This is a genomic window from Aquimarina callyspongiae, from assembly GCF_034322225.1.
Taxonomy (GTDB): domain Bacteria; phylum Bacteroidota; class Bacteroidia; order Flavobacteriales; family Flavobacteriaceae; genus Aquimarina.
On sequence record NZ_JAXLPA010000002.1, the window covers coordinates 965,051 to 980,504 of the forward strand.

Genomic DNA, 15,454 nt, shown 5'->3' on the forward strand with positions numbered 1-15,454 from the left:
AAACCTTTTTTGTAAGAATTGTTAGTATTCATAGACAAACTTTATGATTTTTTAAACGAATAAAAACAATATAAAACTTATTTTTACAGCCTTTTTGAAGAATTTACAGAAAATGAAGTCTCGATCGTCAGTCAAGAAAACGCGTTTACAATTATTACATCAATATTATAGCTATACTGGCTTTTATAAATTTTTAGGCACTAGTCTTAAAAAAGCACTCCCTCCTATTCTTTTATTTATTGGCGCCTTAGTGATAGTTAATTATTTTGTGATTAATATCAATGATTTATTGATTTATGTAACCGAAAATTATTCTGATTATGTAGTATTTGGAGTTTTCTTTGCTTCAGAATCTCTGTTAGGTTTAATTCCGCCAGAAATCTTTATCGCCTGGACGGATAAATCAACTAGCCCTATATTATATCTATCCATATTAGCATCTTTATCATATGCGGGTGGTATTATTTCTTATTTTTTAGGAAAATGGATTACCAAAATACCTTCAGTTCATAATTACCTTGAAGTAAAAATGGCCAAGCATATTAAGAATACTAGAAAATGGGGAGGGTTTCTAATTATAGTTGGTGCATTATTACCAATTCCTTTTTCGATTACCAGTATTGCAGCAGGAATGATCAAATATCCTTTTACTAATTATTTGTTGTTTGGACTACTTAGATTTCTTCGTTTCTATTTATATGCCATTGCAATTTTTAATCTAATTTAAATCTAAATAAAATTTGTTTTTACAAAGGGTTACACCGAATTTTGCAGTAAAATAAATTTGAGGTACCTATGGAAAAATTGACACGATATTTTTATAACCTTTTGGTTTCAAATGGAGTTTCTGAAACTCTTGCAGAATATCTTAATGTTTTAATCGGTATTGGCATATTACTGCTCATTGTATATGTTGTTGATTTAGTTGTTAGAAAAGTATTGCTTGCTATTTTTAAAGGATACGCTTCGAAGTCAAGAAATACCTTTGATGATTATTTGGTAAAAAACAAGACTTTTGATTATCTGGCACATATTATCCCCCTATCCATAATTATATGGGTAATTCCTAAGCTTTTTATTGCTTTTCCGACAGCAGAAAAATACATAGAAGTTTTATTTGATATTATGGTTATAGTGTTAACCATATGGATTGTTCGAAGTATTTTAAGAACTTTTAGAGATTTTTTGAAATCATTACCTTCTTTCAAAGACAAACCTATTGATAGTTATGTTCAGGTATTTATGATTTTTGCCTGGGCAATAGGAGCTATTTTTATTTTCTCTTCAATAACCGGTAAATCTATCTGGACGTTTCTTACTGCGCTTGGAGCAATGTCTGCAGTGATTCTATTGATTTTTAAAGATACTATTCTTGGATTTGTGGCTAGTATACAGGTCGCAGTTAATGATACTGTAAGAATTGGAGATTGGATTACGATGAGTAAATATGGAGCTGATGGTGACGTTGTAGAAATTAATTTGTCTTCGGTAAAAGTGCAAAACTTTGATAAAACTATCACTACGATACCAACGTATCACCTAACCTCAGAATCTTTTAGAAACTGGAGAGGAATGATGGACTCTGGTGGTAGAAGGATTAAACGGTCTATTTTAATTAAAACCTCTAGTATTACTTTTTTATCTGAAGAAGATATTGATACCTTGATGAAGGTTGATTTAATAACGGATTACCTAAAAACAGCACACGGTGCCATAACATCTTATAACCAAGAACATAATATCGATAAAAGTATATTACTCAATGGTCGAAACCTTTCTAATATGGGAGTTTTTAGAAAATATGTAGAATCCTATCTAGAAAACCACCCATACATTAATCAGGAAATGACCATAATGAGCCGTCAATTAGCACCTACAGCACAAGGTACTCCTTTAGAAATTTATGCTTTTAGTAATGATAAGATATGGAAGAACTATGAAAATATTATGGCAGATATCTTTGATCACCTTTTATCGGCAATACCATACTTCAATTTAGAAGTATTCGAACTTGATTATAAAATTGAAAATAAATAATATATTCTCTTGTTAAAAAAACAAATAATATGACTACTAGCTTTAGACTTATTAGCTACCTTGAAGGTATTTCTTACTTACTTATTCTTTTTGTAACAATGCCGTTAAAATATTTTTTTTCATCTCCAGAACCCAATAAAGTGATTGGGATGGCTCACGGACTTTTATTCCTATTGTATATTGTTTTTGCTATTGTAATAAAGCCTGAAAAAAAATGGGATTCTAAAACTCTGGGGATAGTACTACTTTGCTCTATCATTCCTTTTGGAACGTTTTGGATGGATAAAAAATATCTAAAACCGTCTTCCTCAGCTTCTTAAAGTTTTACCTCAGAATTCATCATATAAAAAAGGTTATTGATATCAAATCAATAACCTTTTTCTATTCTTATCTAACTTATGTTCTTTTTTATCAAATTAAGAACAAGTAAGGTCTAGATAATACAATGGCCATTAATAAAACCAAAAACCACCACCTATACCTGTGCATCCAGCCTGGTAACCGTTGATTGTGCATCTAGTTCCATTAGCTTTTCCCACGCAAGCTTGAGAGTATCCTACGGTAGACACTCCTCCGGTTCCTGAACCAGAACAACGCTCTAAACCTCTTCCTCCGTTAACACTTCTTTGTTCTTCTCTAGATAGTTTTCTAGCTGTTTCTAATTTTAAAATCTTTTTTGACATAATAAGTAATTTTAGGTTTAAGAATATTTAAATAATAATATTAGCTTTAATACTATGATAAAAGCTAAAACGTACTATTAATGTTTATTGGATAAGATATGTTACCCTATACGTTGATAGTTTAACATAAATTATGATTTAATTATAAAATTACTCAGGATATTCGATTCGTAAGTGATAGATATTTGTCAACTTTCGTTTAAATACTTTTTTAATTTGTTGGATTTCTTTAAAAGTAATATTAGCATTTAAAAACTGTCCTTCTTCCATTTGTTTATTAACTATTTTCTCTACAAATGAATCTATAAGACTACTCGTTGGATTCTTAAGGCTTTTTGAAGCTGCCTCTACACTATCACTCATCATAAGAATAGCCGTTTCTTTAGAAAAAGGTTTAGGGCCTGGATATTGAAAATCTTCAATATTTACATTCTCATTGTTTTCTTTTTCTTTTTTATAAAAATAATAGACTGTACTAGTACCGTGATGCGTTCTTATAAAATCAATAACACGATCTGGCAGTTTATTTTTTTTAGCAATCTCTATTCCCAAAATCACATGATTTATAATAATACGAGCACTTTCTTTTGAAGACAATACGTCATGTGCATTACCCGATGCAGATTGGTTTTCTGTAAAATATATAGGATTTGCCATTTTACCAATATCATGATACAAGGCTCCTACTCTTACCAGCATTGCATTAGCACCTATTTCTTGCGCAGCAGCTTCAGCAATATTAGCTACATTCAGAGAATGATGAAAAGTTCCTGGTGCTTTATTAGATAACTCCTTAAGCAGTTTAGAGTTAGTATCGCTCAATTCTAATAAAGAAACATCAGAGATTAGTCCAAAAATCCTTTCATACACATAAATTAAAGGATGAACTATTAAAGTTGCTAATCCACTAAGAACAAAGAGTCCTACAGTAATCCAATCAATATTACCTACACTTCCTTCATGTATTATATGAAAAGCAATATAGGCCAAAATATAAATAGATGTAATCTGAGCAACCGAAATAAAAAGATTAGCTCGCCTAAAAGATTCTGAAATAGTCAATATCGTAACTATACCTGCTATAATTTGTAAAAAAGTATATTCATAACTATTGGGTACTACAAACCCAAGAATTAGTACGGTAATAACATGGGTAAACAATCCTAATCTAGAATCAAAGAATGCTTTTAAAACCAACGGAAGGATACACAATGGTACAATGTAGATATAATCTGATTTATACTTAACCACCAAAGTGGTTATCAATACCATAAATAAAATATTAAAAGCTATAAAAGTAACCTGTGTATTATTCTGATAAATATCTTTCCTGTATTTTCTTATAAAAAGTAAAAGCATCATCAATGCCAGAGAAACCAGTATAATATATCCGAAAACAATCCAGTAAAAATTCTTTTCACTCCATACCTGAGATTCATACTCTGCTTTTAAAGAGTTTAGAATTTGTAGTTTATCACCTTCGACCACTTCTCCCTTAGCAATAATTCTACTTTCTCTTGTAACTCCACCTTTAGTTGTTAGCACCTTAGCCAATTCATTTTCTAAAGTACTTTCAGTAAGTTTATCATTTAATCGCACATTGGGTTTAACCAAATCATAAAACAAAGCAATAAAATCACTTTTAAACTTAACATACTCACTTTTATCTATGCGAGAATCTATTAATTTGGTAAGTGCACTGGTAGTAAGGATTTGCCCATAAGTAATAGCTTCAGCTTTATTTCCTTTATTTAGAAATATTTGTCGTTTGTTACCATAAGAATAACCTTCTGCCAAGACGCCATATCTGTATATATCATTCAAAACAATTTTACCAAAAAGCTTGGCCTGCTCACTAGAACTGCTTTGATCCAATACTTTTAAATAACTGGCAAAAGCCGAGTCATATGTATCTCTTGCTGTATTAGCAACAATGGTATCATATTCAAAATAAGGAATAATATTATCGGTGATCCTCTTTTTCTCAGCCTCTATTTCTTCATCTGTTTTGGCAATTGCAAAATCAAAGGGAGCATATAGGTTTTCGTACTGCCAAGGTTTTCCTTTGGCAAATTCATATTTAAAAATCCCACCTTTCGGAAATAAGTATACAATAAGTGCCGTGGTACATATAAATAGAAAAACCCTATAAATAGAAGATTGTTTTTTATAAAGATTGTTTAAAGATATTTTCACTAGTAACGTGCTATAGATTACTCAAAAGTAATAAATCAAATTTACAATTGTGTATTACAGATTGAGAGTTATGAACCTATTAGTTTTATGATCATAAAACTCTCTAAACATAAGTTCTAATATCCTTTAAAAATCATTAAATTCGCAGAATAACAATACACACATTTTTAAAATATTGATAATGAGCAAAGAAGTAGTAATAGTATCTGCAGCACGTACACCTATCGGTAGTTTTTTAGGAAGTTTATCAACTGTTCCTGCAACCCAATTAGGAGCTACTGCTATTAAAGGTGCATTAGATAAAATTAATCTTGATCCTTCACTAGTTCAAGAAGTATTCATGGGTAATGTCGTTCAGGCAGGAAATGGTCAAGCGCCAGCAAGACAAGCTGCTTTGGCTGCCGGAATTGGAGACACTGTACCTTGTACAACCGTTAATAAAGTATGTGCTAGTGGTATGAAAGCCGTAATGCATGCTGCTCAAGCTGTAGCATTGGGAGATGCAGATATCGTTGTCGCTGGAGGAATGGAGAATATGAGTTTGATTCCTCATTATGTAAGATTAAGAGCTGGGCATAAATTTGGACCTCAAACGCTTGAAGATGGTATGCAAAGAGATGGTCTAGTAGATGCTTATGATCAAAATGCAATGGGTACTTGTGCAGATCTTTGTGCAACTGAACATGATTTCTCAAGAGAAGATCAAGATGCCTATGCTATCCAATCATATGAGCGTTCTGCAAAAGCTTGGTCTGATGGAAAATTTAATAATGAAGTTGTTCCTGTAGCAGTGCCTCAACGTCGTGGTGAACCAGTTATGGTTACTGAAGATGAAGAATATAAGAATGTAAAAATGGAGAAGATTCCTGCACTACGACCAGCTTTTACTAAAGAAGGAACAGTTACAGCTGCAAATGCTTCGACTATTAATGATGGTGCTGGTGCAGTAGTGGTTATGAGTGCAGAAAAAGCTGCAGAATTAGGATTAGAGCCATTAGTAAGAATAAAGAGTTATGCTGATGCTGCTCAAGAACCAAAGTGGTTTACAACAGCTCCGGCAAAAGCTTTACCAAAAGCAATAGAGAAAGCTGGTATTACTCTTGATGATGTAGATTTCTTCGAATTTAACGAAGCTTTTTCTGTAGTTGGATTAGCCAATATGAAAATATTAGGATTAAATGATTCTAATACTAATGTTAATGGAGGTGCTGTATCATTAGGACATCCATTAGGATGCTCAGGAGTTCGTATTTTAATTACTTTGATAAATGTTTTAGATCAAAATAATGCCAAAATAGGTGCTGCTGCTATTTGTAACGGTGGTGGTGGTGCATCCGCAATGGTTATTGAGCGTATCTAAAATTATAAATCTTTCGAAGTTTAGAATTATGAGAAAAATTGATACTCTTTTCTTTTTCTTATAATTCTGAACTTTTTTTGTTTAATATCTAATTTCTAACTATCTAGTTTCTATACTAAAAATTCATGCAATACGGTATTTGTAATCTTAGTATTATTCCTTTACGTTTCGAACCACAAGATACCAGTGAACTGGTTTCCCAAGTTTTGTACGGCGAACATTTTAAAGTCCTTGAACAACGAAAAAAGTGGAGCCGTATCCGTTTGGCATTTGATAAATATGAAGGTTGGATTGATAATAAACAATATATAGAAATCACTGAAAGTGATTATAAACAGTTTGAAAACCAACCTCTTTCTTTGGTTGGAGATATGGTAGAATTTGTAAGTTGCGAACAAGATCAACTTATGCCCATCCCATTAGGTGCTTCTCTGGGAGCTTTAGACTTTCTTAAACATCAATATGAAGGCACCAGAATTATAGAGCAACAATCAAAAGAAAAACTTGTTGAAACTGCTTTTCTCTTCCTTAATGCGCCTTATTTATGGGGAGGTAAAACAAATTTTGGAATAGATTGTAGCGGTTTTACACAAATGGTGTATAAACTTAATGGCTATAAAATATTACGCGATGCCTCTCAACAAGCTACACAAGGTGATCCTTTAAGCTTTATCGAAGAAAGCGAACCAGGAGATCTTGCCTTTTTTGATAATGAAGAAGGAGCTATTACCCACGTTGGGATTATGATGAAAGATAATTATATTATTCATGCACACGGTAAAGTTCGTGTAGATCGTATTGACCATACCGGAATCTACAATAATGAGAAACGAATGCATACTCATAAACTAAGAGTTATCAAACGTATTATATAATATTAAATAAGGATATGCCTTCTAAAGAACTAAAAATAGTGCCTGTGCAACCTCAGGAAAATCAAGAACTATTAAAATTTGGTTGGCAAACATTTTATGATACTTTTGGACCTCCCGTTAATAGTGAAGATAATATTCAGAGGTATTTGAATGATAAGTTTACTATAGAACAAATCGATAAAGAACTTAATAACCCAGAGTCTCAATTTTATTTTGCCAAACTAAATGATACAATTGCCGGATATCTCAAACTAAACTATGGAAATGCTCAGACCGAAAAAGTACCTGGTAATACTGTAGAAATAGAACGTATCTATGTGGCAAAAGAGTATCAAGGCAATAAGATCGGTCAACACCTATTCAATAAAACATTAGAAGTGGCAAAAAACAAACAATTAGAATATATCTGGTTGGGTGTTTGGGATAAGAATCTAGAAGCCATAAAATTTTATCAAAGACAGGGGTTCGTAGCCTTTGATCAGCATGATTTTATGTTAGGAACTGATCTACAGACAGATATCTTGATGAAATTAGCTATCTAAAAACTTTATGATTTTAATAACATCTGCAAGTTTATATTTTGTTTAATTTTGAAATGATCATTTCATTAAGATTATGCCAAAAGTAGAGTCATTTGACAGAAAAGTAGTTTTGCAAAAAGCAACCGAAGTATTTCATAATAAAGGATACAACGGTACTTCTATGCAGGATTTAGTTGATGCTACTGAACTTAACAGATCAAGTATCTATAATTCTTTTGGTAGTAAACTTAGTATGTTTCTAGAAGTACTTACCCATTATCAATCTATTTATAATAAAAAATTTAGTACAGAACTGTCAAATGTATATAATGCAGCAGAAGGACTTGATACTATATTTAAATTATATATAGACGATATTCTAACTGATGATAATCAAAAAGGTTGTTTGATAGTCAATTGCAAAGCTGAAATGGCCAATCAGGAGCTATCTATCAAAGCTTTTATGGAAAAGAATCAAGATAGAATGTTAGCGGTGCTAGAAGATATTGTAAATAAAGGACAAATGGAAAAAGTATTTAATAATGATCAAACCGCAACACAATATGCCTTATATCTCTTCTCTGCAATCCAAGGATTAAGAATGGTTGGTATATTAAATAAAAATGAAAACGAACTTAGAAGTATTGTAAAATCAACAACAAAAGTACTTCTATAATTTTTTTAACCTATTTTGAAACGATTGTTTCAAATAAAATTACACAAAATGAAAAAATTAAACAACAAAGTAGCTGTTATTACCGGAGCTAATAGCGGAATTGGATTGGCAACTGCCAAATTATATCTTCAGGAAGGTGCAAAAGTCGTACTTTCAGGTAGACGTCAGGAAGCTCTTGATGAAGTAGCTAAAGAACTGGATGGTGATTTTATTACTGTAAAAGCTGATGTATCTAAAGCAGAAGATAATCAGCGTTTAATACAAGAAGCCACCAATAAATATGGTAAGATCGATATCTTATTTCTTAATGCCGGAGTTGCAATCCCTACTCCCGCTCATGAAGTAAGTGAAGATCATTATGATTATACCTTTAATATTAATGTTAAAGGACCTATTTTGGCAACAAAAGAAGCGCTTTCACACATTAATGAAGGAGGAACCATCCTTTTTACTAATTCAATTGTAAACCAAAAAGGTTTTGATGGATTAGGAGTATATTCTGCTTCAAAAGGAGCTTTACGTTCATATCAAAGAGTTTTAGCATCAGAGGTGAAACCAAGAGGAATACGAGTAAACTCGATTGCTCCGGGACCTATTGAAACACCTATTTATGCAAAAATGGGGTTGCCAGAAGATGTGGTTTCAGAGATGGGTAAAGGTTTTGCTGAGCAAGTACCACTAGGACGTTTTGGAACTTCTGAAGAAATTGCAAAGACCGCTCTATTTTTAGCTTCTGATGATGCTTCTTATATTAATGGAGTTGAATTGGAAGTCGATGGTGGATTGAGTCAGATATAAGACTAAACCAAATTATATATTAAAAAAGCTGAATTCTAATGTTTTATACTATAGAATTCAGCTTTTAAATTATCAAAAAGTAGTAAATGAATAATTCTTAATAATAAAAACAATATCCATTACTTTTACATATACCAGCATCACATAATTCTCCGTGTGGCGTTCCTACACAGCATCTATAATCCTTTTGATAACATTGAGAACGCGCAGCTCCGGTTATTTTACCTTGATCTTCTTTACTTAACAATGTGATGTTCTTTAAATTTAAAATGTTTTTCATTTGTGTACTATATTTAGATTAATATTAATGATTTGATCGTTGTGTGTAAAATATACTATGGTTGTTTTATAAGTACTATCCTATATCCTTTGCAACTACCTTTAGATACTTGAAGAATATATAAACCAGAAGACCAGTCTTTTACAGAAATTGTTTTTAAGAAATTTTCTTCTTCAGAAACTTCTGTGCTTTGGTATATTAAATTTCTACCGTAAAAGTCATATACTTTGATATTAAAACTACCAACCTCAGGCAATCTTACAGCAATATTTAATTCATCAGAAACTGGATTAGGGTATGTTTTAAGACGAATATTAAAATCACATCTTTCTCTCCTATTCGATATCTTCCTGATATTTCCTACACCACTAAATTCTGATACAAAGAGAGCATTACCCGATCTATTAGCAATAATTCCAGCTGGATATGAAAATGTCGCTTCAGAAATATCACCATCATTGTTTCCGTTGGTACTCCCTGCAAATATCTCTACATCATCTACCGCTCTGGGGTTGATTTTGTAAATTTTGTGTTCTCCATAATTAGTACCGTATACATATCCTCTTGCATAAGTTATAAAAGCTAAATAAGGAAAATCTGTTCCCGAATCAGGAACAGTAGCTACATATTCTGGTTCTGAATTTCTAGAGGTAAGTCTATAAATTTTTCTATCCAAATAGTTTCCGATATAGAGGGTTCCTTTCCTATCAAAGGTTAAACCCACTGGAATATTTAGAGGTTCTCCTTTATACAATTCTTTTACGGTTCCATCAGACAGCAATTCATTGATACTATTGTTACGAACATCAGTATAAATAATTGTATTACGATATCTTGATTTAACCATTCCTGAGGGAACACCGTCTACTGGATAACTTTGCACTAAATTTCCGTCTTTATCATATTTATGAATAATAGACGCACCGTATTCTGATACAAAAAGATTCTCTTCAGAATCAAAAGCGAGTCCGTTGGGATGTTTTAATCCAGTTATAAAGGCACTTACTTCTCCAGAAGGTGTAATTTTATATACTGTACTACCTATAAAATTAGAACCATATAAATTTCCTTTAGAGTCTATTATCAATGCATCATCTACATCAGCATTTTGAGAATCCAAAATTGTAGTTACCTCTTGCGCATTTCCTGCAATAGAAATTATTACTAATAATAAAAGATAAAATTTCCTCATTTTTTTGTGTTTTAAGAGTTAAAAAACAGTTTATGACAATGATTTACCTTTCTAAAATTATCTTATAAACAACTATATTTTAATCACTTTGAAGTATATCGTTATTATTTTGAAGTGAATAACTCATATTTTGATGTAAACGGAACTATTAAAAAATTAACAATATTATTTTCTCTAAATTGTTCCAAAATCTATTATCATTTATAACCAATTTATACATGAAAATTTCTGCATTGATCATTGATGATGAGCCATTGGCACGAAAATTAATTTCAAATCTATTGCTTACGGTTTCTGAAATCGAAGTAATTGGTCATTGCAAAACGGGGAAAGAAGCTATTACTACCATTGATACAGTACGTCCAGATTTGTTATTCCTGGACATTAAATTTAAGGATATGACTGGATTTGATATTCTTGAAAAGATTTCGGTAAAAACTCCTATTGTGATCTTTGTCTCTGCATTTGATTCATATGCTTTAAAAGCATTTAACTTTTTTGCATTTGATTATTTATTAAAACCATTTAACGAAGAACGGTTTTATACTTCGGTAAATAAAGCAATTGAAACTTTTAATAAAAAAGATACTTCACAGCTTCAAAAAAAAGTAGATGATCTCCTCAATTATATCCAGGATTCTGACAAGAATTCTAATATCAATTTCATTAAAAGGATTCCTGTTCCATTAAAAAACAAAACGATATTTATTAATCCTGATGACATCATGTACATTACTGCTTCTAATTATTATGCCGAGATATATACTCAAAGTGGTAAATACTTACTCAGAGAATCTATGTATAATATGCTACTGCAATTAAACCCAGATCTTTTTATTCGTATTCATAGATCAACGATTGTTAATATAGAATTTGCTCAAGAATTAATCAGTTCTGGATATGGTGCAATTGATGTTAAAATGAAAGATCATAAACTTTTCAGAATTAGTAAAAGTTATAAAAAAGAGTTCTTAATTAAAATGGGGTTAAAAAATGAAAAAGTACATTGATAAAAAACTTTTTTATATCCTGATAGGGTATGTTATAGCATATAATGTTGTTTATGTTTTAAGAAATGTCTTGTTAAAATTAAGTGAGGTAGCTATCTATAATAATGCTAGTTGGAAAAGAATTATTTTAGATCCAGTTATAGGAAATAGTATTGTTATTCCTCCTATTGTAATCATCATTCTTATTATAACCAAAATGATGATTAATAAAAATTATAAATGGAAATATATTATTGGTATTCATTTTTTCTTTTCCTTTATTTATACGTTTATACTATACATATTTTCATATACGTATCGCGCAGTAGTTGATAAAAGAGGTTGGGATATTTTTGATACCAAAGATTTTTTTATTGAGCTTATCACATACTCAAACTTACACTTTCTTGGGTATGTAGGGTTTGTAAGTATTATTTATTCTTATTTCTATATAGAAAAAACCGCAAAAACAGAACTGCGAAGAACTCAATTATCAGAACAACTTCTGCAGGTTAAAATGGAAGCTTTAAAATCACAATTAAATCCACATTTTTTGTTTAATACTCTTAATAGTATTTCTGCACTAATTAAAGAAGATCAGAAGAAAGCACAAGATATGATTGCATATCTAGGTGACTTATTAAGAGAAGTGCTCATTCTCAAAGACGTAAATCTCATTCCGCTGCATAAAGAGATCTCTATACTTAATAAATACATAGATATCATGAAAATTCGTTTTTCTGATCATTTAACTATAGATATTTTAATTGAAGATGGCATAAAAGAAGTATTGGTTCCTAATATGATTATACAACCAATTATCGAAAATTCTTTTAAGCACGGATATTCTTATGATACAACTGATTTAAAAGTAAAACTACAAATCACTAAAAAAGAAGAGGAATTGATAATTAACATCACAAATAATGGTGAAGCTTTAGATCACCATCAATCATCACAAGGATTAGGGATTAAAAACATTAAAGAAAGGTTATTGACGTTGTATAACAACAACTATGATTTTGTATTCAGATCATCACAAAATGATGTAGGAGTTGAAACCATTATCAAAATTCCTATAGAAAATACTGAACAATTGATTACAAGTTAAGCCAATAGGTAATTTTTAAAACAATAGATCTGGTTCTTACATTAAAAGCAAATCTATCCAAAGGATCCACATCACCAGTCAAATAATTATCTGTATATACCAGAATTAGATCAGAAACCGGTGCAAATCGCCACTGGATTCTGGCATTAATATTTGTATTATCACTTTGTGAATTGTATTGTACAAAAAGTGAAGTAAATAAACTTTTAGAGAATGTATAATCTACTCTAGGGCTGATTAAGAAGGTTTCTCGACCTCCATCCAAATGTGGTAAATCAAAATAATTTACCGCATAATTTAAAGAAAAAGAACCTCTTGGTTGGTATCTAATATTAAAACTACCTCTGGTACCATATCGCCATCCATTAAAATACTCTCCTATATAAGGACTTACACTCCAGCTAAAAACCTTGCGACGATCACTTCTGTAGTTTCCTGTAAAACTTACATAAGAAAAATCCTGTTCTGCATCTAACTCTAAAGAACTTGTTCCTGTAGGATCAAACGAATCAAAAAGATATACATAGTTATGGTTTAGATTAAGCCGAAATGTAGATCGCTCAGTAAACTCTCCTCCCCAACCTGCAGAGAGAAAATGATCTGTTTTACCAAAATCAGGACGCCAAAAGATATCTGCTTCTGCTCGATAATTATGTTGATTTAACAAGTCATTTTGCGGATAATATCGTAATTCTGCTACAGGATTGATTCTAAAATAATTTTTGCGAGGAACAAACCCTACTTCGGCATTATAATCTTCATCTACATATTCATGTTTCCACAGTACTCCGTACTTCCTGGTATTATAATTTAATGTGCTTCCTTGAGCAACTGCAAGTGATGTATTAGGAGAAAAAGTACCATGAGCAAAAGTTTTTCCTGACCATGTATTATCTCTGGTAGCATAATTAAAATCTACTCCTACCATTCTGTTATATCTATTAATATCCAGCGTATCTAAGTTTTCATCAAAATCAACAGTTTGTTTATTTACTGCGATAAAACCAATATTAGAACGTGCTCCTAACTTACGTTGTGCTACCGCAACTCCATAATTAATACTAGGTATTCCTTGGGTTGAGCTAGAAGCTGTTTGCATATTTAACAGTCCAATTCTTGTATCTGGATCCAGTTTACCACTAATACGTAATCCCCCATATATTCTATTCTGTACTAATTCATCTGTTCTAACATCGTTCCCCACACCAATACGTCTCGAAAAGAAAGGGTTGATATTAGCAAAACCAAATTGTCCGAATAAATCTGCATTTTCTAAAAAGAATTGCCTTCTCTCGGGGAAAAAGATTTCAAATCTATCTAAGTTAGTAATTTGCTCATCCACCTCTACTTGTGAGAAATCAGGATTTACGGTTAGATCAAGATTCAATCCAGGAGTCAATGCTATTTTAGCATCACCTCCTACTTCAAAAAAATTATCTGTAGGCGTATCATCTTCATAGTCTTTATTAATTCCTGAAGAAACAAACGGAATCAAAGAAACAGCACTACTTTTTGTATTCAACTCTTCTTCCCAGATCATATCTGCCATATACGCAAGCGTAAAAACAATCTGATTTCGCGGTATTCGGGAATATGTACTAATCTCGTTTGTTTGACTATCAAATCGATAAGAAGAAAACCCCCATTTTTTTGATGGCGTAGGGTAACGCAATGTACTAAATGGGATTTCTAACTCTGCAGTATAATAACCATCATATTTTTTAGCATTTCCTCTCCATTTATTATCCCAGGAAGTCGAAAAATCCCTTATTACACTTCCTCCATTACTAATAATTCCTTCTCTAAGTACCCCTTCTGGATTTACTCCAAAATAAAGTGCATTAGTACCATCATCAAATGTATCAAACAATAAAGTTATGTTGTCGGATCCGCCTGCACGGTAATCTCTTCGCAAAGAATTTACAATCCAATCATTTCCGGTCGAATAGCATTTTATACCAATGTAAAGATTTTTCTTATCTGTACACATGTATATTTCGGTTTTTGCTTTTGCTGGTAAAGAATCTGAAGGGAAATACTGAATAAAATCTTTTGCAGGTGTTAGTTTACTCCAAATGGCTTCTTTTAAATCACCATCAATCTCAATACTTTCTGTAGTAGTACCTACGACAAATGACTTCTTTTCATTGATATTTACTTGTGCCTGACTCATCATAATTGAGCCAATGCAGATCAAAAAAATCAAAAACCTCATAAAGAAATCTTCATATTGATGTTACACCTCATAAAATTCTTACATTTTTAAAGGCTTAAAAATAGAATATGAAAATTTAGTTTTTGTTAAAATTATTACAAACAAAATCATAATCTGTTATATTAAAACCTCAATTATTGAATTTTTATCAATCAGATCATTTTTTCTTTTTAACCTTTGGGATGTTACCAATCAAAGAGCTATGCTGTTTAATAAGTTCTGCAATTTTAATTATTCCCTCTTCAAAATGATCAGAACTTTCCGGAAGCACTAGCCAGGTTTTTAGCCCATAAACCTCAATAGCTTTCAGATCTCTTATCAGAAGTTTTAACTCTTTATGAAATTTAATTTTGGTAGCGATCCATATCCCATTATCATTAGGATAATTATCTTGTTTACGTAATGCAAAAACAATTTTTTCTCCATAATAAAAAGAATCCACTCCAAACATCTTTTTGTGACGTAATTGAAGTGGATAAAGTTCTTCAAGTATAAAATCATATGGAAATACCATAGATTAA

Annotated in this window: 16 protein-coding genes; 10 read left to right on the forward strand and 6 right to left on the reverse strand. The window is 31.4% G+C overall.

Annotated elements, in window-relative coordinates:
* Positions 1 to 112: 112 nt before the first annotated feature.
* The 3 genes from U0D62_RS11370 to U0D62_RS11380 all read left to right on the forward strand — a co-directional run bounded on the left by U0D62_RS11370 (position 113) and on the right by U0D62_RS11380 (position 2,357).
* Positions 113 to 727, forward strand: coding sequence for a YqaA family protein (locus U0D62_RS11370; RefSeq protein WP_322287406.1), 615 nt, complete (start codon positions 113 to 115; stop codon positions 725 to 727).
* 68 nt (positions 728 to 795) lie between these two features.
* The gene (locus U0D62_RS11375) at positions 796 to 2,037 is read left to right on the forward strand and encodes a mechanosensitive ion channel family protein (protein WP_322287407.1); all 1,242 of its coding nucleotides are present in this window, start codon (positions 796 to 798) and stop codon (positions 2,035 to 2,037) included.
* A 29-nt stretch (positions 2,038 to 2,066) separates the two neighbouring features.
* Positions 2,067 to 2,357, forward strand: a complete 291-nt coding sequence (locus U0D62_RS11380) for a DUF3817 domain-containing protein (RefSeq protein WP_322287408.1) — start codon at positions 2,067 to 2,069, stop codon at positions 2,355 to 2,357.
* Positions 2,358 to 2,489: 132 nt separating this feature from the next.
* Here U0D62_RS11380 and U0D62_RS11385 read toward each other — a convergent pair whose 3' ends face one another.
* Together U0D62_RS11385 and U0D62_RS11390 are read right to left on the reverse strand one after the other, a co-directional pair.
* On the reverse strand, positions 2,490 to 2,720 hold the full coding sequence (locus tag U0D62_RS11385; protein WP_322287409.1) for a hypothetical protein: 231 nt from the start codon (positions 2,718 to 2,720) through the stop codon (positions 2,490 to 2,492).
* A gap of 150 nt (positions 2,721 to 2,870) precedes the next feature.
* Positions 2,871 to 4,916: an HD family phosphohydrolase gene (locus U0D62_RS11390; RefSeq protein WP_322287410.1), complete on the reverse strand. Its 2,046-nt coding sequence runs from the start codon at positions 4,914 to 4,916 to the stop codon at positions 2,871 to 2,873.
* 181 nt (positions 4,917 to 5,097) lie between these two features.
* Between U0D62_RS11390 and U0D62_RS11395 the strand changes: the two genes are divergently transcribed.
* From U0D62_RS11395 to U0D62_RS11415, 5 genes are all read left to right on the forward strand, one after another.
* Positions 5,098 to 6,276 (forward strand): acetyl-CoA C-acyltransferase, encoded by a 1,179-nt coding sequence (locus U0D62_RS11395; protein ID WP_322287411.1) that lies wholly within the window; start codon positions 5,098 to 5,100, stop codon positions 6,274 to 6,276.
* A 125-nt stretch (positions 6,277 to 6,401) separates the two neighbouring features.
* Positions 6,402 to 7,151, forward strand: a complete 750-nt coding sequence (locus U0D62_RS11400) for a C40 family peptidase (RefSeq protein WP_322287412.1) — start codon at positions 6,402 to 6,404, stop codon at positions 7,149 to 7,151.
* A 14-nt stretch (positions 7,152 to 7,165) separates the two neighbouring features.
* Positions 7,166 to 7,693 (forward strand): GNAT family N-acetyltransferase, encoded by a 528-nt coding sequence (locus U0D62_RS11405; RefSeq protein WP_322287413.1) that lies wholly within the window; start codon positions 7,166 to 7,168, stop codon positions 7,691 to 7,693.
* A gap of 73 nt (positions 7,694 to 7,766) precedes the next feature.
* Positions 7,767 to 8,348, forward strand: a complete 582-nt coding sequence (locus U0D62_RS11410) for a TetR/AcrR family transcriptional regulator (protein WP_322287414.1) — start codon at positions 7,767 to 7,769, stop codon at positions 8,346 to 8,348.
* A 48-nt stretch (positions 8,349 to 8,396) separates the two neighbouring features.
* A complete protein-coding gene (locus U0D62_RS11415; protein ID WP_322287415.1) occupies positions 8,397 to 9,146 on the forward strand; it encodes an SDR family NAD(P)-dependent oxidoreductase in 750 nt (249 codons plus the stop codon).
* 97 nt (positions 9,147 to 9,243) lie between these two features.
* Here the strand turns inward: U0D62_RS11415 and U0D62_RS11420 are convergent, their stop codons facing one another.
* Both U0D62_RS11420 and U0D62_RS11425 read right to left on the reverse strand, forming a co-directional pair.
* Positions 9,244 to 9,426, reverse strand: a complete 183-nt coding sequence (locus U0D62_RS11420; protein WP_322287416.1) for a hypothetical protein — start codon at positions 9,424 to 9,426, stop codon at positions 9,244 to 9,246.
* A gap of 55 nt (positions 9,427 to 9,481) precedes the next feature.
* Complete coding sequence (locus U0D62_RS11425) at positions 9,482 to 10,618, reverse strand: T9SS type A sorting domain-containing protein (RefSeq protein WP_322287417.1); 1,137 nt, start codon at positions 10,616 to 10,618, stop codon at positions 9,482 to 9,484.
* A gap of 218 nt (positions 10,619 to 10,836) precedes the next feature.
* Between U0D62_RS11425 and U0D62_RS11430 the strand changes: the two genes are divergently transcribed.
* On the forward strand, positions 10,837 to 11,628 hold the full coding sequence (locus U0D62_RS11430) for a LytR/AlgR family response regulator transcription factor (RefSeq protein ID WP_322287418.1): 792 nt from the start codon (positions 10,837 to 10,839) through the stop codon (positions 11,626 to 11,628).
* Positions 11,612 to 12,718 (forward strand): sensor histidine kinase, encoded by a 1,107-nt coding sequence (locus tag U0D62_RS11435; protein ID WP_322287419.1) that lies wholly within the window; start codon positions 11,612 to 11,614, stop codon positions 12,716 to 12,718. The genes U0D62_RS11430 and U0D62_RS11435 overlap by 17 nt, the downstream gene beginning before the upstream one ends.
* Here the strand turns inward: U0D62_RS11435 and U0D62_RS11440 are convergent.
* Together U0D62_RS11440 and U0D62_RS11445 are read right to left on the reverse strand one after the other, a co-directional pair.
* The gene (locus U0D62_RS11440) at positions 12,708 to 14,933 is read right to left on the reverse strand and encodes a DUF5916 domain-containing protein (protein ID WP_322287420.1); all 2,226 of its coding nucleotides are present in this window, start codon (positions 14,931 to 14,933) and stop codon (positions 12,708 to 12,710) included. The two genes, U0D62_RS11435 and U0D62_RS11440, sit on opposite strands and share 11 nt — an antisense overlap.
* A gap of 157 nt (positions 14,934 to 15,090) precedes the next feature.
* Complete coding sequence (locus U0D62_RS11445; protein WP_322287421.1) at positions 15,091 to 15,447, reverse strand: hypothetical protein; 357 nt, start codon at positions 15,445 to 15,447, stop codon at positions 15,091 to 15,093.
* Positions 15,448 to 15,454: the final 7 nt, after the last annotated feature.